The sequence below is a fragment of the Streptomyces vilmorinianum genome (assembly GCF_005517195.1).
Classification (GTDB): Bacteria; Actinomycetota; Actinomycetes; order Streptomycetales; family Streptomycetaceae; genus Streptomyces; species Streptomyces vilmorinianum.
The window spans coordinates 2,901,582-2,924,253 of sequence record NZ_CP040244.1 but is presented as its reverse complement, the minus strand read 5'-3'; the positions used below and the strand labels follow the sequence as shown (position 1 = coordinate 2,924,253).

The 22,672-nt window shown below is 73.7% G+C and carries 21 protein-coding genes; 9 read left to right on the top strand and 12 right to left on the bottom strand.

What is annotated here, in order from left to right; genetic code table 11:
* Positions 1-37 precede the first annotated feature (37 nt).
* Positions 38-484, top strand: a complete 447-nt coding sequence (locus FDM97_RS13715; protein WP_137990690.1) for an Lrp/AsnC family transcriptional regulator — start codon at positions 38-40, stop codon at positions 482-484.
* On the opposite strand, the gene FDM97_RS13710 is transcribed toward FDM97_RS13715, so the two are convergent.
* The 4 genes from FDM97_RS13710 to FDM97_RS13695 form a co-directional block, all read right to left on the bottom strand.
* On the bottom strand, positions 474-3,728 hold the full coding sequence (locus tag FDM97_RS13710) for an AAA family ATPase (protein ID WP_137990689.1): 3,255 nt from the start codon (positions 3,726-3,728) through the stop codon (positions 474-476). The two genes, FDM97_RS13715 and FDM97_RS13710, sit on opposite strands and share 11 nt — an antisense overlap.
* Positions 3,725-4,903, bottom strand: a complete 1,179-nt coding sequence (locus tag FDM97_RS13705) for an exonuclease SbcCD subunit D (protein WP_137990688.1) — start codon at positions 4,901-4,903, stop codon at positions 3,725-3,727. The genes FDM97_RS13710 and FDM97_RS13705 overlap by 4 nt, the downstream gene beginning before the upstream one ends.
* A 144-nt stretch (positions 4,904-5,047) precedes the next feature.
* Positions 5,048-5,674 (bottom strand): YigZ family protein, encoded by a 627-nt coding sequence (locus FDM97_RS13700; RefSeq protein ID WP_137990687.1) that lies wholly within the window; start codon positions 5,672-5,674, stop codon positions 5,048-5,050.
* Positions 5,675-5,711: 37 nt separating this feature from the next.
* Positions 5,712-7,130 carry a PucR family transcriptional regulator gene (locus FDM97_RS13695; RefSeq protein WP_254705578.1) on the bottom strand — a complete coding sequence of 473 codons (1,419 nt, stop codon included), beginning with the start codon at positions 7,128-7,130 and terminating at the stop codon, positions 5,712-5,714.
* A 175-nt stretch (positions 7,131-7,305) separates the two neighbouring features.
* On the opposite strand from FDM97_RS13695, the gene FDM97_RS13690 reads away from it, so the two are divergent.
* The 3 genes from FDM97_RS13690 to FDM97_RS13680 all read left to right on the top strand — a co-directional run bounded on the left by FDM97_RS13690 (position 7,306) and on the right by FDM97_RS13680 (position 10,820).
* Positions 7,306-8,787 carry a long-chain-fatty-acid--CoA ligase gene (locus tag FDM97_RS13690; RefSeq protein ID WP_137990686.1) on the top strand — a complete coding sequence of 494 codons (1,482 nt, stop codon included), beginning with the start codon at positions 7,306-7,308 and terminating at the stop codon, positions 8,785-8,787.
* Positions 8,788-8,839: 52 nt separating this feature from the next.
* Positions 8,840-10,330 (top strand): carboxylesterase/lipase family protein, encoded by a 1,491-nt coding sequence (locus FDM97_RS13685; protein ID WP_137990685.1) that lies wholly within the window; start codon positions 8,840-8,842, stop codon positions 10,328-10,330.
* A 67-nt stretch (positions 10,331-10,397) separates the two neighbouring features.
* Entirely contained in the window at positions 10,398-10,820 is a 423-nt protein-coding gene (locus tag FDM97_RS13680; RefSeq protein WP_137990684.1) for a CoA-binding protein, read from the top strand.
* Here FDM97_RS13680 and FDM97_RS13675 read toward each other — a convergent pair.
* Together FDM97_RS13675 and FDM97_RS13670 are read right to left on the bottom strand one after the other, a co-directional pair.
* Positions 10,813-11,370 (bottom strand): YbaK/EbsC family protein, encoded by a 558-nt coding sequence (locus tag FDM97_RS13675; protein ID WP_137990683.1) that lies wholly within the window; start codon positions 11,368-11,370, stop codon positions 10,813-10,815. The genes FDM97_RS13680 and FDM97_RS13675 overlap by 8 nt on opposite strands.
* A gap of 44 nt (positions 11,371-11,414) precedes the next feature.
* Positions 11,415-11,987 (bottom strand): helix-turn-helix domain-containing protein, encoded by a 573-nt coding sequence (locus FDM97_RS13670; protein WP_137990682.1) that lies wholly within the window; start codon positions 11,985-11,987, stop codon positions 11,415-11,417.
* 118 nt (positions 11,988-12,105) lie between these two features.
* On the opposite strand from FDM97_RS13670, the gene FDM97_RS13665 reads away from it, so the two are divergent.
* A complete protein-coding gene (locus FDM97_RS13665) occupies positions 12,106-12,972 on the top strand; it encodes a DMT family transporter (protein WP_137990681.1) in 867 nt (288 codons plus the stop codon).
* 92 nt (positions 12,973-13,064) lie between these two features.
* Here FDM97_RS13665 and FDM97_RS13660 read toward each other — a convergent pair whose 3' ends face one another.
* Entirely contained in the window at positions 13,065-13,808 is a 744-nt protein-coding gene (locus FDM97_RS13660) for an acyltransferase (RefSeq protein ID WP_137990680.1), read from the bottom strand.
* Between the two features lie 121 nt (positions 13,809-13,929).
* Between FDM97_RS13660 and FDM97_RS13655 the strand changes: the two genes are divergently transcribed.
* The gene (locus tag FDM97_RS13655) at positions 13,930-14,457 is read left to right on the top strand and encodes a gamma carbonic anhydrase family protein (protein WP_137990679.1); all 528 of its coding nucleotides are present in this window, start codon (positions 13,930-13,932) and stop codon (positions 14,455-14,457) included.
* 78 nt (positions 14,458-14,535) lie between these two features.
* On the opposite strand, the gene FDM97_RS13650 is transcribed toward FDM97_RS13655, so the two are convergent.
* Entirely contained in the window at positions 14,536-15,213 is a 678-nt protein-coding gene (locus FDM97_RS13650) for a DedA family protein (protein WP_137990678.1), read from the bottom strand.
* A gap of 208 nt (positions 15,214-15,421) precedes the next feature.
* A complete protein-coding gene (locus FDM97_RS13645; protein ID WP_137994800.1) occupies positions 15,422-15,859 on the bottom strand; it encodes a DUF4442 domain-containing protein in 438 nt (145 codons plus the stop codon).
* 132 nt (positions 15,860-15,991) lie between these two features.
* Here FDM97_RS13645 and FDM97_RS13640 point away from each other — a divergent pair, with 132 nt between their 5' ends.
* Positions 15,992-17,065 carry a hypothetical protein gene (locus tag FDM97_RS13640; RefSeq protein WP_137990677.1) on the top strand — a complete coding sequence of 358 codons (1,074 nt, stop codon included), beginning with the start codon at positions 15,992-15,994 and terminating at the stop codon, positions 17,063-17,065.
* Between the two features lie 60 nt (positions 17,066-17,125).
* The gene (locus FDM97_RS13635) at positions 17,126-18,487 is read left to right on the top strand and encodes an MFS transporter (protein WP_137990676.1); all 1,362 of its coding nucleotides are present in this window, start codon (positions 17,126-17,128) and stop codon (positions 18,485-18,487) included.
* Positions 18,488-18,728: 241 nt separating this feature from the next.
* On the opposite strand, the gene FDM97_RS13630 is transcribed toward FDM97_RS13635, so the two are convergent.
* From FDM97_RS13630 to FDM97_RS13620, 3 genes are all read right to left on the bottom strand, one after another.
* Positions 18,729-19,520, bottom strand: coding sequence for a spermidine synthase (locus FDM97_RS13630; RefSeq protein ID WP_137994799.1), 792 nt, complete (start codon positions 19,518-19,520; stop codon positions 18,729-18,731).
* Between the two features lie 143 nt (positions 19,521-19,663).
* The gene (tuf, locus tag FDM97_RS13625) at positions 19,664-20,833 is read right to left on the bottom strand and encodes an elongation factor Tu (RefSeq protein WP_137990675.1); all 1,170 of its coding nucleotides are present in this window, start codon (positions 20,831-20,833) and stop codon (positions 19,664-19,666) included.
* 261 nt (positions 20,834-21,094) lie between these two features.
* A complete protein-coding gene (locus FDM97_RS13620; RefSeq protein ID WP_137990674.1) occupies positions 21,095-21,811 on the bottom strand; it encodes a DNA alkylation repair protein in 717 nt (238 codons plus the stop codon).
* Positions 21,812-21,879: 68 nt separating this feature from the next.
* On the opposite strand from FDM97_RS13620, the gene FDM97_RS13615 reads away from it, so the two are divergent.
* Positions 21,880-22,662, top strand: a complete 783-nt coding sequence (locus FDM97_RS13615; RefSeq protein WP_137990673.1) for a TVP38/TMEM64 family protein — start codon at positions 21,880-21,882, stop codon at positions 22,660-22,662.
* Positions 22,663-22,672 lie beyond the last annotated feature (10 nt).

Sequence of the window (22,672 nt, the reverse complement as noted above, 5' to 3'; positions counted from 1 at the left end):
CTTGATCGCCCGGGGATTCCCCTGCTACATCTCGGTCATGACCGGATACGCACCGGACGCCACCGACTGGCGCATCCTCGAAGCCCTGCAGGCCCAGGGAAGGGCCAGCTTCGCCGATCTGGCACGGGCCGTGTCCATGTCCGCCTCCGCCGTGACCGAGCGGGTGCGCAGGCTGGAGGAGGCCGGGGTGATCGCCGGGTACACGGCCGTGGTCGACCAGGAACGGCTCGGACTGCCGATCCTCGCCTTCGTGCGGCTGCGCTACCCGAACGGCAACTACAAGCCGTTCCACGATCTGATCGAGACCACCCCGGAGGTCCTGGAGGCGCACCATGTGACCGGCGACGACTGTTTCGTGATCAAGGTCGCCGCGCGGTCCATGAAGCACCTGGAGCAGATCTCCGGGAAGGTCGCCACGCTGGGGTCCGTGACGACGAGCGTCGTGTACTCCTCGCCTCTCCCCCGGCGCGCGATCAGCCGCTGAGCCCGCCTCCCGCACCGGGCGTCCTCAGCTTCACGGCCGAGCCGTGCCGCTCCTTGACCACCTCCAGCTGGGCGGGGATGCGGCGGCGCAGATCGGCGACGTGGCTGACGATGCCGACGCTGCGGTCGCGCTCGCGCAGCGAGTCGAGGACGTCGAGCACCTCGTCGAGGGTCTGGTCGTCCAGGCTGCCGAAGCCCTCGTCGATGAAGAGGGTGTCGAGCCGGACGCCGCCGGCCTCGTCGGTGACGACGTCGGCGAGGCCGAGCGCGAGCGCCAGGGAGGCGAAGAAGGTCTCGCCGCCCGAGAGGGTGGCCGTGTCCCGCTCGTTGCCCGTCCAGGCGTCGACCACATGGAGGCCGAGGCCGGCGCGTCTGCCGCCGGAGCGGGCGTCGGAGTGGACCAGGGTGTAGCGACCGGACGACATCCGCTGGAGCCGGGCGGTGGCGGCGGCCGCGACCTGTTCGAGCCGGGCGGCCAGGACGTACGACTCCAGGCGCATCTTCCGCTCGTTCTCGGCCGAGGTGCCGGCGGTGAGTCCGGCGAGCCGGGCGACCCGTTCGTACTCCTCGCGCAGCGGTCCGAGGCGGCGGACCTCGGTGTCGGCCTGGCGGGAGAGCCGGGCCAGTTCGGCGCTGCGGTCGCGTACGGCGGCGAGGGCCGACGCGGCGTCCCGCAGTGCCCGTTCGGCCGCGGCGTGGGCGGCCTCGGCGCTCGCCGGGTCGGCGGGCGGGCGCTCGGCGGCGGCCCGTGTCTCCGGCTCGGCGAGCCGGTCGGCGACGGCGGCGGCCTCCGCCTGCCAGTCGTCCAGGTGGTGCTGCAGCGTACGGCGCTCGTCGTCCGGGAGGAGCGCGGCGGCGGCCTCCGCGGGGGTGTCGAACCCGGCGCGGAACGCGGCGTCGGCGAGGCGGTCGTCGGCCTCCTTCAGGCGCTGGGCGGTGAGGTCGACGGCGCGTACGGTCTCGGCCGCGTCGAGCAGGATGGCGATCTTCCGCTCCAGGCGTGAGGCGTGCTCGGCGACGCTGCCGGACTCGCCCCTGCCCCGGGCCAGTTCGGCGTCCAGCCCGGTCTGCTCCCGGTCGAGCGCCTCGCGCTGCGAGGTCCGCGCGGCGACCCGCCGCTCGGCGTCCCGCTGGGCGCCGACCCGGCTCTCGTACTCCCGCTCGGCCCGCGCGAGCGCCTCCCGCGCGTCGTGCGTCTGCGCGGCGAGCGCATGCGCCTCGGCGTGCTGCCGGGCCAAGTCCTCCACCTCGTGGCCCAGTTCGGCGACGGTGGGCTCGTGGGCCGCGTCCGGACCGCCCGTGGCGTCGACGGCCGCCGGGGATCCGCCGGAACTCACGCGATCCGCGCGCGCGGACGCGGCGCCCGCCTTCGCGCCCCGGCCGTCCGGCCCGTCGTCCGCCTCGTCGTCCGCACGGGCTCCGCCCCCGGGGGCGGCCGGAGCCCCGCCGGGATCGTCGTCGGGCCCCGGCCGGTCGTGGGCGACCGCCCGCAGGCTCTCCGTCCCTCCCGTACGGGGCGCGCCCGCGAGGACCTCCGCGCGGGCGGCCGCCCATGCCTCGGCGGTGGCCGCCACCGTGCGTTCCGCGGCCGTGCGGGACTCCTCCGCGCGCGTGAAGGCGGCGTAGGCCTCGTCCTCCGTGGCGCGGTCGACGTGGTCGGCGCCGGTGCGGGCGGGGGCCGGGTGGTCGGCGGAGCCGCAGACCTGGCAGGGGTCGCCGGGGGTGAGGGCGGCGGCCAGTTCGGCGGCGATGCCCCGCAGGCGGCGGGACTTGACGTCCAGCCAGGCCTCGTGGGCTTTGTTGCGGTGCTCGCGAGCGGCCGTCAGCCGGGACTCGGCGGCGGTCGACTCCTGCGCCAGGGCGTCCCGGCGGCGGGCCGCGGCCAGCCTGCGGCGGGCGGGTTCGAGGCGGCCCGCGAGGTGCTCGGCGCGGGCGGCGGCCTCCTGGGCGGCTTCGATACGCGCCGTCAGCTCGGCCCGGCGGGGCTCCCACCCGGCGAGCCAGCCGCCCGCGTCCTGGAGGATCTCCTCGTCCGCGCGTGCCTGGCGCCCCAGGGCGGCGCGCTCCTGGGCGATCTCGGCGCTGCGCCGCTCGGCCCGCCGGGCGGACTCGAGTCCGCCCAGCTCCTCACGGAGCCGCCGCTCCAGGGCGGAGAGCTGTTCCGCGCCCGCGTCGGCCAGGTCGGCGGGCAGCCTGCCACGGCTCTGCTCGCGGGCCGTGCTCGCCGTCGCGTGCTCGCGCTCGGCGTCGGCGCGCAGACCGAGGGCGGGCGCCACGAGGTCGGCCTTGCGGGAGCGGTCCAGGGTGGCCTGCCGGCGGTCCCGCTCGGGCCTGCGGGCCTCCAGCTCCTCCTGCCGTCGCCGCGCCTCGGCGAACCGGGCCTGACGGTCCGCCAGCTCCCGCTCCGCGTCGAGCACGTGGCGGGCCGCCGCCTGCCGGGACTCGGCGGCCGAGACGGCCGAGTCGGCGATGTCGAGGGCCTCGCGTGCCTCGGAGCGGGCCACGGCGGCCAGGGTCTGGACGGCTTCGGCGAGTCCGGGCTCGCCGGGCCGTTCGTCCACGACGGTGCCGCCGGTGACCTGCGCCATCCGGTGGGCGAGCGCGAGCAGCCGCTCGTCCCCGTCCCGTACCTGCTGCTCGGCGGCGCGCCTCAGATCGGCGAGCCGTTCCTCCACGGCCGCGAACCGGCGGGTGTCGAAGAGCCGCCCGAGCAGCTTGCCGCGCGCCTCGGCGTCCGCCCGCAGAAAGCGCGCGAAGTCGCCCTGCGGCAGGAGCACGACCTGACAGAACTGCTCGCGGCTCATGCCGACGAGCTGGGTGATCTCCTCGCCGATCTCCTGGTGGGAGCGGCTGAGCGCGGCCCATGCGCTGCTCTCGGAGTCGTACTCCCGCAGCCAGCTCTGGGCCTTCTCGGTGGTGAAGCCGCCGCCCCGCTTCTTGGGGCGGGGCTGCGCCGGCCGCCGGGTGACCTCCAACCGCCGCTCCCCCACGGTCAGTTCGAGCGTCACCTCCGTGTACGTGCCGGTCGGGGCGTGGTCGCTGCGGAGCGAGGCCCCCGGGGACTGCCGGGCGCCGGGCACGGCGCCGTACAGGGCGTAGCAGACGGCGTCGAGGACGGAGGTCTTGCCCGCGCCGGTGGGTCCGTGGAGGAGGAAGATGCCCGCGGAGGAGAGGGCGTCGAAGTCGATCTCCTGGGTGGTGCCGAAGGGGCCGAACGCGGTGACGGAGAGGCGGTGCAGTCTCACCGGGCGCCCACCTCGCGCTCCCGCTCCGCCGCGTCCACCCGGACGTCGTCGAAGGCGCCGTACAGGACGGTCCGCTCGGCGCCGTCCGGGCCCGTGCCGCCGCGCACGTGGGCCACGAAGTCCTCGGCGATCTGCCGGTCGCTGCGGTCACGCAGCCGCTGGGCGTACGAGGCGAGGGGGTCGCTCTCGGTGCGCTCGGGCTCGAAGACGAGGTGCAGCGTGTGCGGGAAGCGTGCGGTGAGCCGCGCCATGGGTTCGGCGGGCCGCACGGGGTCGGTGAGGGTCGCCTCGATCCAGGACCGCTCGTGCCGTACGAGGGCGGGGTCGGCCAGCAGGTCGTCCAGCCGGCCCTTGATCCGGGCGAGGGGGCGGGGCACCGGGCAGTCCACGCGCTCGGCGGCCTCGATCTCGCCCGCCGGCCCCAGGTCGATCAGCCACATGCTCTTGCGGTGGTCGGTCTCGGAGAAGGAGTACGCAAGGGGGGAGCCGGAGTAGCGCACGCGCGGGGTGACGGTCTGGCTGCCGTGCAGATGGCCGAGGGCGACGTAGTCGACGCCGTCGAAGACTCCGGCGGGGACGGCCGCGACGCCGCCGACGGTGATGTCCCGCTCGCTGTCGCTCGGTTCGCCGCCCGCGACGAAGGCGTGGGCGAGGACCACGGAGCGGGTGGAGCCGGGCCGCTCGGCGAGGTCGGCGCGGACCCGGTCCATGGCGGCGCCGAGGACGGCCTCGTGCCCGGCCTTGGCGGCGCCGAACTGCTCGCGTACCAGGGCTGGTTCGAGGTACGGAAGGCCGTACAGCGCCACCTCGCCGTGGGCGTCCGTGAGCACGACGGGGGTGCCGACGCCAGCCGGGTCCGTACGGAGGTGGATGCCGGCGCGCTCGATGAGCCCGGCGCCGACGCCGAGGCGGCGCGCCGAGTCGTGGTTGCCGGAGATCATGACGGTCGGCACTCCGGCCTCGGCCAGGCGGTGCAGGGCGGTGTCGAAGAGCTCGACGGCGGAGAGCGGCGGCACGGCCCGGTCGTAGACATCCCCGGCGACCAGGACCGCGTCCACGTCGCGCTCGCGCACCGTCGCCACCAGGTGGTCGAGGAACGCGGACTGGGCGTCGAGCAGGCTCACCCGGTGGAACGACCGTCCCAGGTGCCAGTCCGATGTGTGCAGGAATCTCATGATCCAGGAGCGTATCGGTGGGGTCGGACATCGGTCGGGGCTTCGGGGATTCCCGGAGTGCTCCGCGTCCTCGGCGTCCTCGGCGTCATGGGCGTCATGGGCGTCCTCGGCGTCATGGGCGTCATGGGCGTCCTCGGCGTCCGCTCAGGCATCGCCGTACGCCTCGCCGCCCAGTTCCAGGCCCGCGGTGCCGGCCGTGGCGTCGGCGAGCCAGGCGCGGAACGCCTCCACGTCGGCGTCCGGCAGTCCGATCTCGATGGCGACGCCCTCGCCGTACCGCACCTCGCGCACGGCTCGTCCCGTCGCGCGCAGGTCGTTCTCCAGCTTGCCCGCGCGCTGGTGGTCGACGGTGACGGTGGCGAGGCGGAAGCGCTGCCGGGTGATGGTCCCGAGCGCGTCCAGGGCCTCGCCGACCACACCTCCGTACGCCCTGATCAGACCGCCCGCACCGAGCTTCACGCCGCCGTAGTAGCGGGTGACGACGGCGGCGACGTACCGCACCTCGCGCCGCATGAGCATCTGCAGCATCGGGACACCGGCCGTGCCGCCGGGCTCGCCGTCGTCGCTCGCCTTCTGGACGGAGGCGTCGGCGCCGATGACGTACGCGAAGCAGTTGTGCGTGGCGGTCGGGTGCTCCTTGCGGATGCGCGCGACGAACTCCTGCGCCTCCTGCTCGGTCGCGACGGGCGCCAGCGCGCAGATGAAGCGCGAGCGGTTGATCTCTGTCTCGTGCACGCCTTCGCGGGCGAGGGTGCGGTACTGCTCCTGCATTCCGCCACCCTATGCGCCCGCGGACGTGCTCCTGGCCTCAGTCCCTCGGCGGCCGCGGCGCCCGCTCCGGCTGCTCCGGCTGCTCCGGCTGCTCGCCGAGGTCGGCGAGGGGCAGCGCCCTGAGGGCCAGGGACCAGCCGAGGCGGGTGTCGCCCGATTCGCTGGAGCGGCCGGTGAGCTCCGAGATACGGCTGATGCGGTTGAGGACCGTGTTGCGGTGGCAGTAGAGCAGCTCGGCGGCCCGGGCGGCCGAGCAGCCGTTGTCCAGCCAGACCCGAAGGGTCTCCAGCAGGGCGGCGCGCTCGCCGCCCGTGGCCAGGACCGGTCCGAGATGGACGGTGACGATCCGGTCGGCGATGTCGCCCCGGCCGCTGAGCAGCACCTCGGCGAGCCGGTCGTCGAACGCCGCCGCCTCGCCGCTGCCCGCGGGGAGGGTACGGAGGGTCTCCTCGGCCAGTCGCAGGGCCCGGCCCGCCCGCGCGAGCCGGTCGAACTCCGGGGAGATCCCGGCGGTCGCACCCGTCCGGTGGCGGAGCAGGTCGAGCAGGGTGCGCGTGGCGTCCGTGCCGCGCGGCAGCCTGACGATGCCGGCGTACCGGCCGGCGCGGGGACGCCAGAACGACCACATGCCGCGCGCCTCCAGGACGGGTGCCGGGTTGGGCGGGGCGGCCGGGTCCTGGGCGGCCACCACGACGACGTACCGGTCCTGCTGCGGCACGCCGAGCGCGGCGGAGGCGGCCGCCGCGACGGCCGGGTCGTCGGCGCGGCCGTCGAGCAGCGCCTCGAAGAGGGCGACCCGGCGGGTGTCCTGGCGGCTCTGCATCTCCAGCTGGGTCAGGCGGTAGGCGTCGGCCATCGCGACCGAGTAGCGGTCGATCGTCTCCCAGACCGCTCCCGCGACGTCGAGCTCGGTGTCCCTGCTGTCGGAGTCGCGGCCGGGCCTGGCCCGGAGATGCTCGGCCATCACCTGCCACAGCACGCGGCCGCCGCGGCGGTAGGCGCGCAGGACCGTGTCGAGCGGCACGCTCTGCTCGGCGCGGCGGCGGCCGGTCTCGCGGGCGGCCTGCTCGAAGTCGCCGCCGGTGGGGGCGAGGCCGCCGAAGTCCTCCAGGGCCCGCATCAGGTTGTCGCGGACGAACTCCCGCAGCTCCTCGCGGCTGACGGGGGCGCCGGAGGCGTAGGTGCCGCTGTGGGCGCGGATGTCGTCGACGGCCCGGTCGGTGAGGTGGTCGATGTCGCCGAGCAGCGCGGTGGCGAGGGTGCGGCGCAGCGCGCCCGTGGCGGAGCCGACGGGGGTGTGGGCGCTCACGCTGCCGGGCGCCGTGGAGCCGCGGGTCGCGGAGCCGCCGACCGAGGAACCGCCGACCGAGGAACCGCGCGTCGTGGAACCGCGCGTCGTGGAAGCGCCCGCCGTGGAGCGGGGCGTCCTGCCGGGTGTCGAGCGGCCGTGCGTCATGGCCGCACCGTAACCCCATGGTTTGGCGAATGCCACGCGCGGGACGTCGGAGGCGGGCCGCTGCCCAGCCTCGCGGGCCGCATGCTGGGCAGATGCACATGGTGCGCGACCGGCGTCCCGGCGGATTCTGTCCCGTGTCACACCCTTGTCAACGCCGCGTTTCCTGGAGCGTCCCATGTCACTGAGCGTCGCCAACATCCTGGGCGAGTCCGCCCGCCTCCTCCCCGAACGGATCGCGGTGGTCGAGGGCGCGGCCCGGCTGACGTACGGGGAGCTGTGGAGCGAGGCGCTGCGCTGCGCCGCCGGACTGCGGGAGGCGGGGGTGAAGCCGGGCGATCGGGTCGCGGTCCTGCTGCCGAACACCACCGAGTTCGTGCGGGTGTACTACGGCGCGCTGGCGGCGGGCGCGACGGTCGTGCCCGTGCACGCGCTGCTGGTGGCCGACGAGGTCCAGTACGTCCTGGAGCACAGCAAGGCGGTGGCGATCGTCAGCGGCGGGCCGCTGTGGCCGGTGGCCGAGGAGGCGGCGCGGGCCGCCGGGGTGCGGGCGCTGCGGGGCGCCCCCTCGGCGGCGGAGCCGCTGTCGGCCGCCGAGCCGGCCGGGGCCTCCGACACGGCGGTGGTCCTCTACACGAGCGGGACGACGGGCCGGCCCAAGGGCGCCCGCCTCACGCACCTCAACATCGTGATGAACGCCTCCGTGACCTCGCAGGACCTGCTGGGTCTCGGCGCGGGGGACGTCGTCCTCGGCTGTCTGCCGCTCTTCCACAGCTACGGGCAGACCTGCGCGATGAACGGGACGCTGCGGGCGGGCGCCACGCTGGTCCTGCTGCCCCGGTTCAGCGGCCCGGCGGCGCTGGAGGCGCTGGCCGAGGAGGGCGTCACCGTCTTCATGGGCGTGCCGACGATGTACCACGCCCTGGTGGAGGCGGCCGCCGTCTCCGGCCTTCGGACGACGGCCCTGCGCGCCGCGGTCTCGGGCGGCGCGGCGCTCCCGGTCGCCGTGCTCGAGCGGTTCGAGGAGTCGTTCTCGACGCAGGTCCTGGAGGGGTACGGCCTGACGGAGACCTCGCCGGTCGCCACGTTCAACCAGCCGCACATCGGGCGGCGTCCCGGGACGGTGGGGCATCCGGTCTGGGGTGTCGAGATCGGGATCGCCGACGCGGCCGTCGACGACGGGATCCGGCTGCTCGCGGACGGCGAGATCGGTGAGGTCGTGGTGCGGGGGCACAACGTCTTCGCGGGGTACCTCGACGACCCGGAGGCCACGGCCGCGGCGGTGGTCGACGGCTGGTTCCGTACGGGGGACCTCGGCGTCCGCGACGAGGACGGGTTCCTGAGCATCGTGGACCGGAAGAAGGACCTGGTCATCCGGGGCGGCTTCAACATCTACCCGCGCGAGGTCGAGGAGGTCCTGGTCCGTCACCCGGCGGTCTCCGAGGTCGCGGTGATCGGCGTCCCGGACGAGGCGAAGGGCGAGGAGGTGTGCGCGGTGGTCGTGCCGCGGCCCGGCGTCGCCCCGGTCACGGCGGAGGAACTCGTCGCCTGGTCGAAGGAGCGTCTGGGCCGCCACAAGTACCCGCGCCTGGTGCGTTTCGTCGACGAGCTCCCGCTGGGGCCGACCGGCAAGGTCCTCAAGCGGGCGCTGGTGTCCTGACCGCCACGGAAGGAACAGCCCGATGACCGAGCCGAGTTGGGGTGGCCGAACCATGTCCGATGACAGCGACCCCCTGGGCCGCGCACCCGTGGGCCGCGCCCCCCTGGTGCGCACCCGCTTCGGCGCTCTGCGGGGCTCCTTGAAGCATGGAGTCGCCTCCTTCCTCGGGGTCCCGTACGCCAAGGCCCCGGTGGGACCGCTGCGGTTCCGCGCGCCGGAGCCGGTCGAACCGTGGGAGGGCGTACGGGAGGCCCGCGCCTTCGGGGCGACGGCGCCGAAGCGCCCGTACGCACCGCCGCTGGACGCGCTGCTCCCGGACCCGGACGTCGAGGGCGAGGACTGTCTCAACCTCAACGTCTGGGCCCCGTGGGAGAAGAGCGCGGCCGAGGGCCGGCCGGTCATGGTGTGGATCCATGGTGGTTCCCTCGTCCACGGCTCGTCGTCCGTCCCCGTCTACGACGGGGCGGCGTTCGCCCGGGACGGCGTCGTGCTCGTCTCGCTCAACTACCGCCTCGGCATCGAGGGGTTCGGGGTCTTTCCCGACGCCCCGGCCAATCTGGGGCTGCGCGACCAGCTGGCCGCCCTGGCCTGGGTGCGGGAGAACATCGCGGCGTTCGGCGGCGACCCGGAGCGGGTCACGGTCTTCGGCGAGTCGGCGGGCGCGATCTGCATCGCCGCGCTGCTGGCCTCCCCGCTCGCGAAGGGGCTGTTCCGGCGCGCCGTGATCCAGAGCGGGGCGCCCGTCGCGCTACCTGGCGACCGGGCCCGCCGGACGACGGAGGCGATCGCCGCGCACCTGGGCGTCGAGGCGACGGCGCGGGCGCTGACCCACATACCCGTCGAACGGCTGCTGGACGCGCAGACCGAGGTGACAGGGAAGGGCACGCCGCTGACCGGCGGGCACTCCTTCCAGATCGTCGTCGACGGCGAACTGCTTCCCCGTGACCCGGCCGTGGCCCTGAGCGGCGGCGGGGCGTCGGCGGACGTGGATCTGCTGATGGGCACGAACACCGAGGAGTACCGGCTGTGGTTCGTGCCCGGCCGGCTCACCGAACGGCTGAGCCGACTCGCGCTGCGCGCGGCGCTGTGGAAGACGAAGGTGCCTCGCCGCACCGCGCGCGTGTACCGGGCCAACCGGCCCCGGGAGACGCCGGGCGAGCTGCTCGGCGCGCTCGCGACGGACAAGCTGCTGCGGATGCCGCTGAACCGGCTCGCGGACGCGCGGACGGCCGGTCCGGGTTCCACGTACGTCTACGAGTTCGGCTGGCGGTCCCCGGTCCTCGGTCTGGGAGCCTGTCACGCGCTGGAGCTCGGCTTCGTCTTCGGCACCCTGGACCGGCCCGAGACGACGGCGCTGACCGGCCCGGACGCCCCGCGGGAGCTGGCGGACGCGATGCACGCCGCATGGGTGCGGTTCGCGGCGACCGGCGATCCGGGCTGGCGGGCCTGGGACGCGACCCGTCCTGTGATGACCTTCGGGCCCGGCGCTCCGACGCTGGTCGAGTCCCCGCGCGACGACGAACTGCGGGCCTGGGACGGCTGATCGCGGCGGCGGGAATCACCGGGGCGCGCGGCTCGTTGTGCGAAGGACCAGCCACGGGAGGCAGTAGATGAGCGTCGAGACGGCGACCACCGAGTCGGACACGGTACGGAAGATCCTCACGGCCACGGGAGACACCTGGGCCGTCGTGGGTCTGTCGTCGAATCAGGCGCGTGCGGCCTACGGTGTCGCGGCGGTGCTGCAGCGCTTCGGCAAGCGGATCGTGCCCGTGCACCCGAAGGCGGAGACGGTCCACGGCGAGCAGGGCTACGCCTCGCTCGCCGACATCCCGTTCCCGGTCGACGTGGTGGACGTGTTCGTCAACAGCGAGCACGCGGGGCAGATCGCCGACGAGGCGGTGGCCGTCGGTGCGAAGGCGGTGTGGTTCCAGCTCGGTGTGATCGACGAGGCGGCGTACGCGCGGACCCGGGAGGCCGGGCTCGACATGGTCATGGACCGCTGCCCGGCCATCGAGATCCCGCGCCTCAGCTGACGCCCAGGCCCTCCAGGACCGCCGCGCCGGGCAGTTGGGCGAAGGCCTTGCCCGGCACGATCAGCTTGCCGCGCCGCCGGCCGCTGCCGACGAGGACCCATTCGGTGTCGACGACGGCGGCGTCGACGAGGACCGGCCAGTCGGCGGGGAGGCCGATCGGGGTGATGCCGCCGTACTCCATGCCGCTCTCGCCGGTGGCGGTGTCCATGGGCGCGAACCGCACCTTGCGGGAGCCCAGGTGCCGGCGGACGGCTCCGTTGACGTCCACGCGGGTGGCCGAGAGCACCACGCACGCGGCCAGGGTCGTCACCTCGCCGCGCTTCCCCGCGACGATCACGCAGTTCGCGGACCGGTCGAGGAGTTCGCGGCCGTGGTTCTCGACGAAGACGGCCGTGTCGGCGATCTCCGGGTCGGTGTCCACGTAGAGCAGCTGATCGGCCGGGACGGTCCCCTGCCAGGCGCGGACGGCGGCGGCGACCGGCTCGGTGAGCAGATCCAGGCACTCGGGGGCGGGGACGGCGTTGTCGAAGTCTCCGATGGGTGCGCGCATGCCTGTCACGCTAACAGCGACCCCGACGGGTGGTGTCGGGCGTCTCAGCGTGCGGGCGGGATGGAGACGGCCATGGTCATCTCGACCGTCTCCGCGCCGTCGTTGCGGTAGGCGTGCGGCACGTTGGCCTCGAAGACGGCCGAGGTGCCGGCCGGGATCCGGTGCTCCTCCCCCTCGACGACGAGGGTGAGCTCGCCCGCGGTGACGTGCAGGAGTTCGGTCGTGCCGTCGGGGTGCGGGTCGGAGGCGCTCCCGTCGCCCGGCATCAGCGTCCAGGACCAGAGCTCCAGCGGGCCGCGCGCCTCGGTGCCGGCCAGGAGCGTGGTGTGGCTGCCGGTGGAGGTGGACCACATGCGCACGGCCTGGGCGGGCGGGACGAGGCGGACGTGCGGGCCCTGCTCGTAGTCGAGGAGGGTCGTGATCGAGACGCCGAGGGCGTCCGCGAGCTTCACGGTGGTGCCGACGCTGGGGTTCGTCCGGGCCTGCTCGATCTGGATGATCATGCCGCGGCTGACTCCGGCCCGTGCGGCGAGCGCGTCCAGCGTGAAACCGCGCTCATTGCGCCACCGCTTCAGATTCCGCGCGAGCGACTGGGTGAGCTGATCGAGGTCCGACACATTCCGTCCAATATTTTGGATGACAGAGTTCAACAGACTGAACTACTGTGTGGTCTACCACGGTGTACTCAGCTGTACACCGCACTGTACTGCGAGACCGCTACCCCGCGAGGATTCCATGACTGCGCTGTTCGCTCTGGCCACCGCCCTGCTGTGGGGCCTGGCCGACTTCGGCGGCGGGCTGCTCACCCGGCGCATGCCCGCCCTGACGGTGGTCGTCGTCTCCCAGATGCTCGCGGTCGTCGTCCTCGGCGCGATCGTCGTCGGCACCGGCGCCTGGAGCGAGGCGGGATCCGAGCTCTGGTACGCGGTCGCGGCGGGCGTGGTCGGTCCGGTGGCGATGCTGTGCTTCTACAAGGCCCTGGCCCTCGGCCCGATGGGCGTCGTCTCCCCGCTCGGCTCGCTCGGCGTCGTCGTGCCCGTCTCGGTGGGGCTGCTCGTCGGCGACCGGCCGGGGCTGCTCCAGTTCGCCGGGATCGGCGTGGCGGTCGTCGGCGTCGTCCTCGCGGGTGGCCCCGAGCTGCGCGGCGCGCCCGTGCAGCGCCAGGCGGTGCTCCTCACCCTCGTCGCGGCCCTCGGGTTCGGCTCCGTGATGGCTCTGATCGCCGAGGCGTCCACGACCCTCACCGGACTGTTCCTCGCCCTGTTCGTGCAGCGCGTCACCAACGTGGCGGTGGGCGGCGGCGCGCTGTACGTCTCCGTGAAGCGCGGCGGTCGGGCGCTGCCCGAGGCCGGCGGCATGGAGGTCGTCCGGTCGGCCCTCCCGGCCCTCGCCTTCGTCGGCCTCGCGGACGTGGCCGCCAACGGCACGTACTCGATCGCGGCGCAGAACGGCCCCGTCGCCGTCGCCGCCGTACTGGCCAGCCTCTACCCGGTGGTGACGGCGCTGGCGGCGCGTGGGGTGCTCAAGGAGCGGCTGCGCGCGGTGCAGGCGGCGGGCGCGGGCCTCGCCCTGGTGGGCACGGTGCTTCTGGCGACGGGCTGACGGCGGCTCCGGCCGGCCCCTGATCAGCGCCTGTCGACCCGGCCCGCCCCTGGTCAGCGCCTGTCGGCCCGGGCCCGGGTCGGCTCCCGTCGTCAGCCCTGGGCGAGCTCCCAGGCCGCGAGTGCGGCGAGCTGCTCGGCCGTCACCCCGTCCGGGATCGGCACAGGGGCCGGCGTCCGCAGCGGCGGCTGCCAGCCCTGCTCCGGATCCCAGCTGCGCACGACCCGCGCCGGTGCCCCCGCCACCACGGAGTGGTCCGGCACCTCACCCCGTACGACCGCGCCCGCCGCGACCACCACATTGCGGCCGAGCCTGGCCCCCGGCAGGATCACCGCGCCGGTGCCCAGCCAGCACCCGGGCCCGATCTCGACCGGCTCGGAGCGCGGCCACTGCCTGCCGACCGGCTCGTCCGGATCGTCGTAACTGTGGTTGGTCGAGGTGATGTAGACGTACGGCCCGCAGTACGTGTCCGAGCCGATGGTCACCGTGGTGTCGGCGATGACGTGGCTGCCGCGGCCCAGGACGACACCGTTCCCGAGGGTCAGGACCGTGTCGGGCCCGAGGTCGAGTCCGGGCAGCATGCCGGCGGTGAGGGTGACCTGCTCGGCGATGATGCAGCACTCGCCGATCTCGATCCACTGCTCACCGAAGACGGTCCCCTGCGGGAAGGCCAGCCTGGTGCCCGCGCCGAGGCGACGGAAACGCAGCCGTCCCGGGTGCTCGGCGGTGACGGAACCGGCCTTCTGCACCCAGCGCCATCCGCCCTGCACGGCATGGGCGAGAACGCGCCGCCGCCAGGCGGTGAGAGAGGAGAACGTGTTTCTGTTCCGGGGCACCCGCACACGGTAGTCGCCGCCGTCGTGCCTGATCAGTGGGGTGCCCTGTGATGTCCGTCATGAGAGCGGAGCTAGGGTTCGTGCAGGCGTGACGCAGACGGCGACGGAGCAGGAGCGAACGATGACAGAGGCGTTGATCAAGGGCGTGGGCGGCAAGGAGCCGCAGGTCGATCCGACCGCCTTCACCGCACCGACCTCGGTCGTGCTCGGCGATGTCACGCTCGGCGCCCGCGCGAGCGTCTGGTACCACGCGGTGCTGCGGGCGGACTGCGGTCCCGTCGTGGTCGGCGAGGACTCGAACATCCAGGACAACTGCACGGTCCATGTCGACCCGGGCTTCCCCGTCACCATCGGCGACCGCGTGACGATCGGCCACAACGCCACCGTCCACGGCTGCACGGTCGAGGACGACGTCCTTGTCGGCATGGGCGCCACGATCCTCAACGGCGCCCGCGTCGGCGCCGGCTCGCTCGTGGCCGCGCAGGCACTGGTCCCGCAGGGGATGGAGATCCCGCCGGGTTCCCTGGTCGCGGGGGTCCCGGCCAAGGTCCGGCGGCCCCTGACGGAGGAGGAGCGGGCCGGCATCCGCCTCAACGCGGAGATGTACCTGCACCTGGCCAAGGGCCACGCCGAGGCCTTCGGGAGCTGAGCGAGGCGCGTACAGGTCGCGTACGGGAAAGGGCGCGGTGCCCCTGCGGGCACCGCGCCCTTTCCCGTACCGCTGTCGTCAGTCCGCCGCCGGCACCGGCACGGGCTCGCCCACCGGTTCGGCGGCGGGTTCGGCGGCCGACTCCGCCTTGGCCGCGGCCTTCTTCGCGCGGTTCTTCAGGATCAGCATCGAGGTGAGGCCGACCAGGACGGCGAGCACCAGGCCCAGCCACGAGAAGCGCTTGAGCCAGGCCTCGGCGACGACACCGACCGAGTAGATGACGGCCGTGGTCCCGCCCGCCCAGAGGATGCCGCCGAAGACGTTGGCGATGAGGAACTTCCAGTACGGCATCCGCAGCACGCCCGCGAGCGGGCCGGCGAAGATCCGCAGCAGGGCGACGAAGCGGCCGAAGAAGACCGCCCACATGCCCCACTTCTCGAAGGACCGCTCCGCCAGCGCGATATTGGCCTCGCTGAAGTGCTTGGGGAACTTCTTCCCCAGCCAGGCGAGCAGCGGCCGCCCGCCCTTGCGGCCGATCGCGTAGCCGATCGAGTCACCGATGATCGCGCCGGCCGTGGCGCAGGCACCGAGAACGTACGGATCGATGTCGCCGTGCTGCGAGGCCAGCAGGGCCGAGCTCACGAGGACGATCTCGCCGGGCAGCGGGATGCCCAGGCTCTCCAGCCCGATCACCACTCCCACCAGCGCGTAGATGGCGACCGCGGGGATCGTCTCCAGCCACTCCTGGACGTGCAACGCGGATTCCTCCCGTGTCGTCGGCGTGCGCCGCGTCGCGCACGCCGGGGCAGCCTACCTGGTCACGGCCGGCGCACCACGACCTCCGCGAGCGGCCGGGGATCACCGGGGGAGGCCCCCGGGCCCGCGCGCGAACGCGGCCGCCCCCGCACCCGGAGACGGGGTGCGGGGGCGGCCGGTGGTGACCCGATGGCAGGAGTCAGGGATGTCAGGAGTTCGGGCGCAGGGTCCAGACGACCGTCATCTCGCCGGTCACGGCGCCGTCCTCGCGCGTGATCGCGATGTGGACGGGGAACTCCGGGCGCTCGCCGGCGTCCAGCTCGGCGACGACGTCGGCGGCCGGGCGGCCCAGCGTGGCGGTGGCCGTGACGACGCCCATGGCGAGCTTCTTGTAGCCGATCTCGGCACTGACGGCGAGCGGGACCGCGCGGCTCAACTGGTCGCCGAAGGCGGCGATGACGATCGCGCCGCTGGCCGACTCGGCCAGCGTGAACATGGCTCCGGCGTGCGGGCCGCCGACGTGGTTGTGGTAGTCGGGCTGGTCCGGCAGGCGGACGACAGCACGCTCGGAAGTGGTCTCCAGGAACTCGAGGTTGAGGGTCCCGGCCATGGGAACGGTGGCGGCGAGCATCTCGCCCACGGACATCTGGTCTGCGCTCATGCGCCGATGTTACCCACGAGTAGCACGGAAGGCCATCCCCGGTACCGGGCTCCCGGGCTGCCCGGCGGCAGGGGCGGGCGTAGCAGGGTTCCCGCCGCACCTCTATGGTTACTGGCCATGTGGCCAGGACAGCAGCCGCCCGGGGGCGAGCAGAACCCGCAGGACCAGAGTCAGAACCCGTACCAGCAGTCGGGTTATCAGCAGCCGAACCCCTACCAACAGCCGGGATACCAGCAGCAGCCCGGCTACCCGCAGCAGCCGCCGACGCAGCCGCCGGGTTACCCGCAGCAGCCGGCCCAGCCCGGGTACGCGCAGCCCAACCCGTACCAGCAGCCGACCGTGCCGCAGTACGCGGTGCCGGGCGCGCCGCAGGGCGGGCCGGGTGACGGCAAGAAGAAGCAGACGACCCTGATCGCCATCGCCGCCGCGACGGCCGTGGTCGTCGCCGCCGGTGTCACGGGATACCTCGTCCTCGGCAGCGACGACGAGAAGAACACCCAGGCGGGCGGCGACGCCAAGCCGTCCACGTCGGCCTCGACGTCCGCGTCGGCCTCCCCCTCGATCGACAACCCGCGCGACGACGCGGCGCACCAGCCGACGATCCCGGGCTGGAAGGTCGTCCACAACCCCAAGTACGGGACGCTGTTCGACGTACCGCCCGAGTGGGAGGTGCTGAAGCCCGGTTCCGTCACCTTCTTCGAGGACGAGAAGAAGGGGGACGGCTCGCCGGTCGTCACCATGTCAGCGCCCGTGCGGTACAAGAGCAAGTGGTGCACGTTCGACACCAACAAGGACGGCTCCGAGGAAAGCTGGGGCCTGAGCTCCGCGGGCACCAAGGGCGGCCAGGGCGCCAAGGACACCGCCGAGGCGGCGTACAACGAGGCCGGCAACTGGGTGTGGGCGGGCTACGCGCAGCACATGCCCAAGGGCACCATCAAGATCACCAAGGCCGTCCCGTACACCACCAAGTCCGGTCTCGTCGGCAGCGTCGCGACGGCCACCGCCCCGGGGATCACGAAGCGGAACAAGTGCGAGTCGGATGGCAAGTCCGTCGCGTTCTCCTTCAAGAACGCCAAGGGCGACTTCTCGTCGTTCGTGCTCTACGGGGCCGACGGCGTCAAGGACGAGCTGCCGGACGCGACGATCCAGCAGATCCTCTCGACGGTACGGCTGGCCCCGGAGAGCTCCTGATCCGACGTGGGGCGGTAACCGGTTTGGCAGGAGGCGGCGGCGACAGGGATAGTCCCCGGAGTGAGAACTCCCGCCGCCTCCCCCCGCACCACGCTGCTCTCCCGTCGCCCCGACTGGGCCGGCCGCAACTACCTGCTGCTGACCGCCGCCGCGATCGTCACCAACCTCGGCACCCACGGTGCCCTGATCGCGGCGGCGTTCGCCGTGATGCAGTCCGGTGGCGACGGCGGTGACGTGGGCCTGGTGGCGGCGGCCCGCACGCTCCCGCTCGTCCTCTTCCTCCTCATAGGCGGCGCGGTCGCCGACCGGATACCCCGGCACCGCGTGATGGTCGCCGCCAACGCCCTGAACTGTGTCTCGCAGGGCCTCTTCGCCCTCCTCGTCCTCGCGGGCGAACCGCAGCTGTGGCAGATGATGGTGCTGACGGCGCTGTGCGGAACGGGCCAGGCCTTCTTCAGCCCGGCGGCCGAGGGCATGCTGATGTCGAGTGTCAGCGGCGAGCAGGTCAGCCGCGCCTTCGCCCTCTTCCGGATGGCGATGCACGGCGCCGGGATCGGCGGGGCGGCGCTCGGCGGCGCGATGATCGCCGCCGTCGGCCCGGGCTGGGTCCTCGCGATCGACGCCGCGGCCTTCGCCGTCGCCGGCGCGCTGCGGGCCTTCCTCGACGTCAGTCACATCGCCGAGCGCAAGCCGGGCGGGGGGCTGCTCGCCGATCTGCGCGAGGGCTGGCACGAGTTCGTCGGACGCCCGTGGCTGTGGTCGATCGTGGCCCAGTTCTCGATCGTCGTGGCGCTGGTCGGCGCGGCCGAGTCGGTGTACGGCCCGCTGGTCGCCCGGGACGAACTCGGCGGCGCCCGGCCGTGGGGGCTCGCGCTGGCCGCGTTCGGTGTCGGCACGCTGTCCGGCGCCCTGTTGATGATGCGTTGGAAACCGCGCCGGATGCTGCTCGTCGGCACGCTCGGCGTCTTCCCGATCGCCCTGCCCTCGGCGGCGCTCGCGGTACCGCTCGACGTCGTCGGCCTCTCGGCCGCCATGTTCGTCAGCGGTGTGGCGATCGAGGTGTTCGGCGTGGCCTGGATGACGACGCTGCACCAGGAGATCCCGGAGGAGAAGCTCTCCCGGGTCGCCGCGTACGACTGGTTCGGCTCGACGGCCATGCTCCCGCTGTCCACGGCACTCGCGGGCCCGGCGGAGAGCCTCTTCGGCCGCAGCGAGGCGCTCTGGGGCTCGGCGGCGCTGATCGTGGTGGTGACGGCCCTGGTCCTGCTGGTCCCGGACGTACGGAACCTGACGCGGCGTACGAAGGAGGTCGACGGTTCCGCGAGGCAGGCGCTGCAGCTGCCGTCACCGGCCGAGGACGCGCCCGAGTCCCGTCCGGCAGCCCCGACGGCGGACAGCCGGACGCCCTCCCCGGGCGCCTGACCGGCGCCGCAGCGCAGGGACGGGTGTGGCCGGGCTTCGTGGACGACGACGTCATACGAGCGCCCCTGGACCGTGCTGCCGGCCGCGACGACGTACCCGCCAGGCGCGGGTGACGCCGGTCCGTTCCGCGGGCGTGTGCTCCGCGGCGTGGGTGGCTTCCCGCTCGCCGCAGCCCTGTCGATGCCGAACCCACGTACGGCCCAGCGGCGTGACGCCGCCCGAAGGTGGTGGCCGCCGGCCCTCAGCCCACGCTGAAGGCGCCGTCCGGGGGTACGGGGGACGGCACCGCGTCCGTGTCCGACACCGGGTGGGCGTCGGCCGTGAAGCGGGTGAGCGTCGCGCCGTACTCCACGCGCGCGGGGAAGGCGTCCGCGGCCGCGCGCCGGGCCAGGTAGGCCGTGTCGAGGGGGCCGTCGGAGGCGACGAGGACGGCGTTGCCGAAGCGGCGGCCGCGCAGCACGGCCGGCTCGGCGATGAGCGCGAGCTCGGGGAAGACGCCCGCGAAGGTGGCCAGTTGGGAGCGGAGGAAGGCGAAGGGCGCCCCGTCGGCCAGGTTCGCGGCGTAGATCCCGCCCGGCCGCAGCACCCGCCGCGCCTCGCGCGCGTACTCGGCCGAGGTCAGATGCGCCGGTACCCGCGAGCCGCCGAACACGTCGGCGATCAGCACGTCCACCGACGCGTCGGGCGCGCCCTCCAGCCACGCCCGGGCGTCCGCCCCGTGCACCGTGACGCCGGAGCCCTCCGGCAGCGGAAGGTGCTCGGCCACCAGGTCGATCAGCCCCCGGTCGGCCTCCACGACGTCCTGGCGCGAGCCGGGGCGCGTCGCCGCGATGTACCGGGGCAGGGTGAGCGCCCCGCCGCCGAGGTGAAGGACGGTCAGGGGTTCGCCCTCGTCGGCGGCGTTGTCGAGGACGTGCGCGAGCCGGCGCGCGTACTCGAACTCGAGGTGCGTCGGCTCGTCCAGGTCCACGTACGACTGGGGGGCGCCGTCGACGGTGAGGAGCCAGGCCCGGTCCCGGTCGATGTCGGGCATGAGCCGGGCGGTCCCGCCGTCGACGTCCCGGATGACGGGGATCTGCTCGTTGACGCTGTCGTTGCCGCTGTCGTCGGCGCTGTCGTTCACGCTCTCATTGTGGCCCGCATTCCGTGGGGTACGGAATGCGGGCCTCCGCCGTTTCAGACCAGCGCGGTCACCGTGCCGGCGCCGACCGTACGCCCGCCCTCGCGGATCGCGAAGCCGAGGCCCGGCTCCAGCGGCACGTCACGGCCGAGCTCGACGGTCATCGTGACCGTGTCGCCGGGGCGCGCCACCGCCGTCTCGCCGAGGTCGACGTCGCCGACCACGTCCGCGGTCCTGATGTAGAACTGCGGCCGGTAGCCGGTCGAGACGGGGGTGGTACGCCCGCCCTCCCGGCCCGACAGGACGTAGACCTGCGCGGTGAACCGCCGGCTCGGTACGACGCTGCCCGGCGCCGCCACCACATGGCCCCGGCGGACGGCGTCACGCGGAACGCCCCGCAGCAGCAGGGCCACGTTGTCGCCCGCCTCGGCGGACTCCATCGGCTTGCCGAAGGTCTCCACCCCGGTCACGACCGTCTCGGTCTCCGCACCCAGGACCTCCACACGGTCGCCGACCCTGACCGTGCCGCGCTCGATGGCGCCGGTGACGACCGTGCCGCGGCCGGTGATGGTGAGGACGTTCTCGACGGACATCAGGAACGGCGCGTCCACATAGCGCACGGGCATCGGCACATACGTGTCCACCGCGTCGAGCAGCGCCTCGATCGCCGCCGTCCAGCGCGGGTCGCCCTCCAGGGCCCTGAGCCCGGACACCCGGACGACGGGGACGCCGTCGCCGCCGTAGCCGTGCGCGGTGAGCAGCTCCCGTACCTCCAGCTCGACGAGGTCGGTCAGCTCGTCGTCCCCGGCGTCGGCCTTGTTGAGCGCGACCACGATGTGGTCGACGCCGACCTGGCGGGCGAGCAGTACGTGCTCGGCGGTCTGCGGCATGATCCCGTCGAGCGCGGAGACGACGAGGATCGCCCCGTCGAGCTGCGCGGCGCCGGTGACCATGTTCTTCACGTAGTCGGCGTGGCCGGGCATGTCGACATGGGCGTAGTGGCGGGTGTCGGTCTCGTACTCGACGTGCGCGATGTTGATCGTGATGCCGCGCTGGGCCTCCTCGGGCGCGCGGTCGATGCGGTCGAACGGCACGAAGGTGCCGGTCCCGCGCTCGCTGAGGACCTTGGTGATGGCGGCGGTCAGGGTGGTCTTGCCGTGGTCGACGTGGCCCATGGTGCCGATGTTCAGGTGCGGCTTGGTGCGCACGTATGCCGTCTTGGGCATGGTTCGCTCGTTCCTTGAGCTCGAAGCGTGTGAGGGGACCCCGGGGCCGGACCGACCCTCCCCCTGTGGGGTCCGCCGGACGAGCCGGGGAGGGTCAGCTTCGGGCGCCGTCGAATGCGGCGGTCAGGACGAAGTCGAAGACGGCAGCCTTCGGCGCGGCCGCGACTGCGGGCCGTGCTGCGAGGAAGGCGTACCGGAACATGCCCACGATGATGTCGTCGCGGCGGCCGGACGTCGAACGATTTTCGGCGGTACGGGAGTTCAGAGGTGCTTGAGCGCCTCGCGCACGGAGAGCGGCGCGAGCAGGCCGCGGTTCTGCTCGACGAACGCGCGCACCTCGGCGGGGCCGGTCTTGGCGTACTCGCGCAGGGCCCAGCCGATCGCCTTGCGGAGGAAGAAGTCGGTGTCGCCGGCCCGGCGCAGGCAGTAGCCGAACAGCCGCTCGGTGTCGGTGGCGTCCTTGAACCGGAGCTGGTGCAGCAGCGCGGTGCGCGCGACCCAGAGGTCGTCGTCCTCGATCCACTCGTCCATCCGGAGGGCGAGCGCCGGGTCGGCGGCGACGAGGCCGCCGACGACATGGACGGCGAGGTGGTCGACCGTGTCCCACCACGAGTCCGTGGTGACGAGCTGCCGGGCGACGGGCAGGAAGCCGGACGAGCAGCGCTTCACGTGGCGGCGCAGGTAGTCGACGGCGAAGTAGTGGTACTCGCGCTCGGGGAGCGCGAAGCAGCGCAGGGCGACGGCCACGCAGTCGGCCTCGTCGGGTCGCGGGGTGCCGTCGAGGACGGTACGGGACAGGGCGCGCCGCTCGGGGGTGCGGATCCCGAGGAAGGGCGCGACGCCCTTCACGTACGCGATCATCTCCTGGGCCCGGAAGGGGTCGCCGGCGGCGGGGTAGACCTCCGTGAGGCGGGCGAGCACGGTGTCGGCGAGAGCGCTGTCGGGCACGGCGGGCACAGCGGACACGGCAGTCGTCATGCGCCTCACACTACGGCGGATGACGGACATTACGGCGATCACATGTGGTTGTCGGTTACTCTCCCCGGATGCTCGACCCCGTCTCCCGGCCGCCGGGCTCTCTCACCCGCTGCTCCCGGGCTCTGCTGTCGCCCTGGTCGCGGCTTTCCCTGCTCGCCGTGGTGCTGCTCACCGCGGCGACGACCGTGGTGCTGTACGAGCCCCAGCGGCTGCTCCAGGCGGGCTGGCCGCCGCACATGAGCGGCGTGGGCGCGGTGGTGCTGTTCGGTCTCGCGTACGGGGTGTGCACCGCCGCCTTCGTACCCCGGCCGATCCTGAACCTGGCCGCGGGCGCGCTCTTCGGCACCCAGGCGGGTCTCCTGGCGGCGCTGGCGGGGACGGTGCTGGGGGCGGGCATCGCGTTCACCCTCGGGCGGGTGCTGGGGCAGGACGCGCTGCGGCCACTGCTGCGGGGCCGCTGGCTGCGGGCGGCGGACGGGCAGCTGAGCCGGCACGGTTTCCGTTCGATGCTGGCGATCCGGCTCTTCCCCGGGGTGCCGTTCGCCGCCGCCAACTACTGCGCGGCGGTCTCCCGTATGGGATACGCGCCGTTCCTCCTGGCGACGGCCATCGGGTCGGTGCCGAACACGGCGGCCTATGTGGTGGCGGGCAGCGAGGCCGGGTCGCCGACCTCGCCCGCGTTTCTGATCTCGATGGGGTTCATCGTCGTGTCCGGCTTGGCCGCGGCGGCCGTCGCCTGGCGCAAGCGCCACGGCCTGCGCGCGACGCCTACGGTCCAGTCGGCGGCCACGGAGCCGGGGCGGGTGCTGGAACGCCCCCTCGCGACCGCGGGAGCCCCGGAGGGGCATTAGGGGCCCGCCC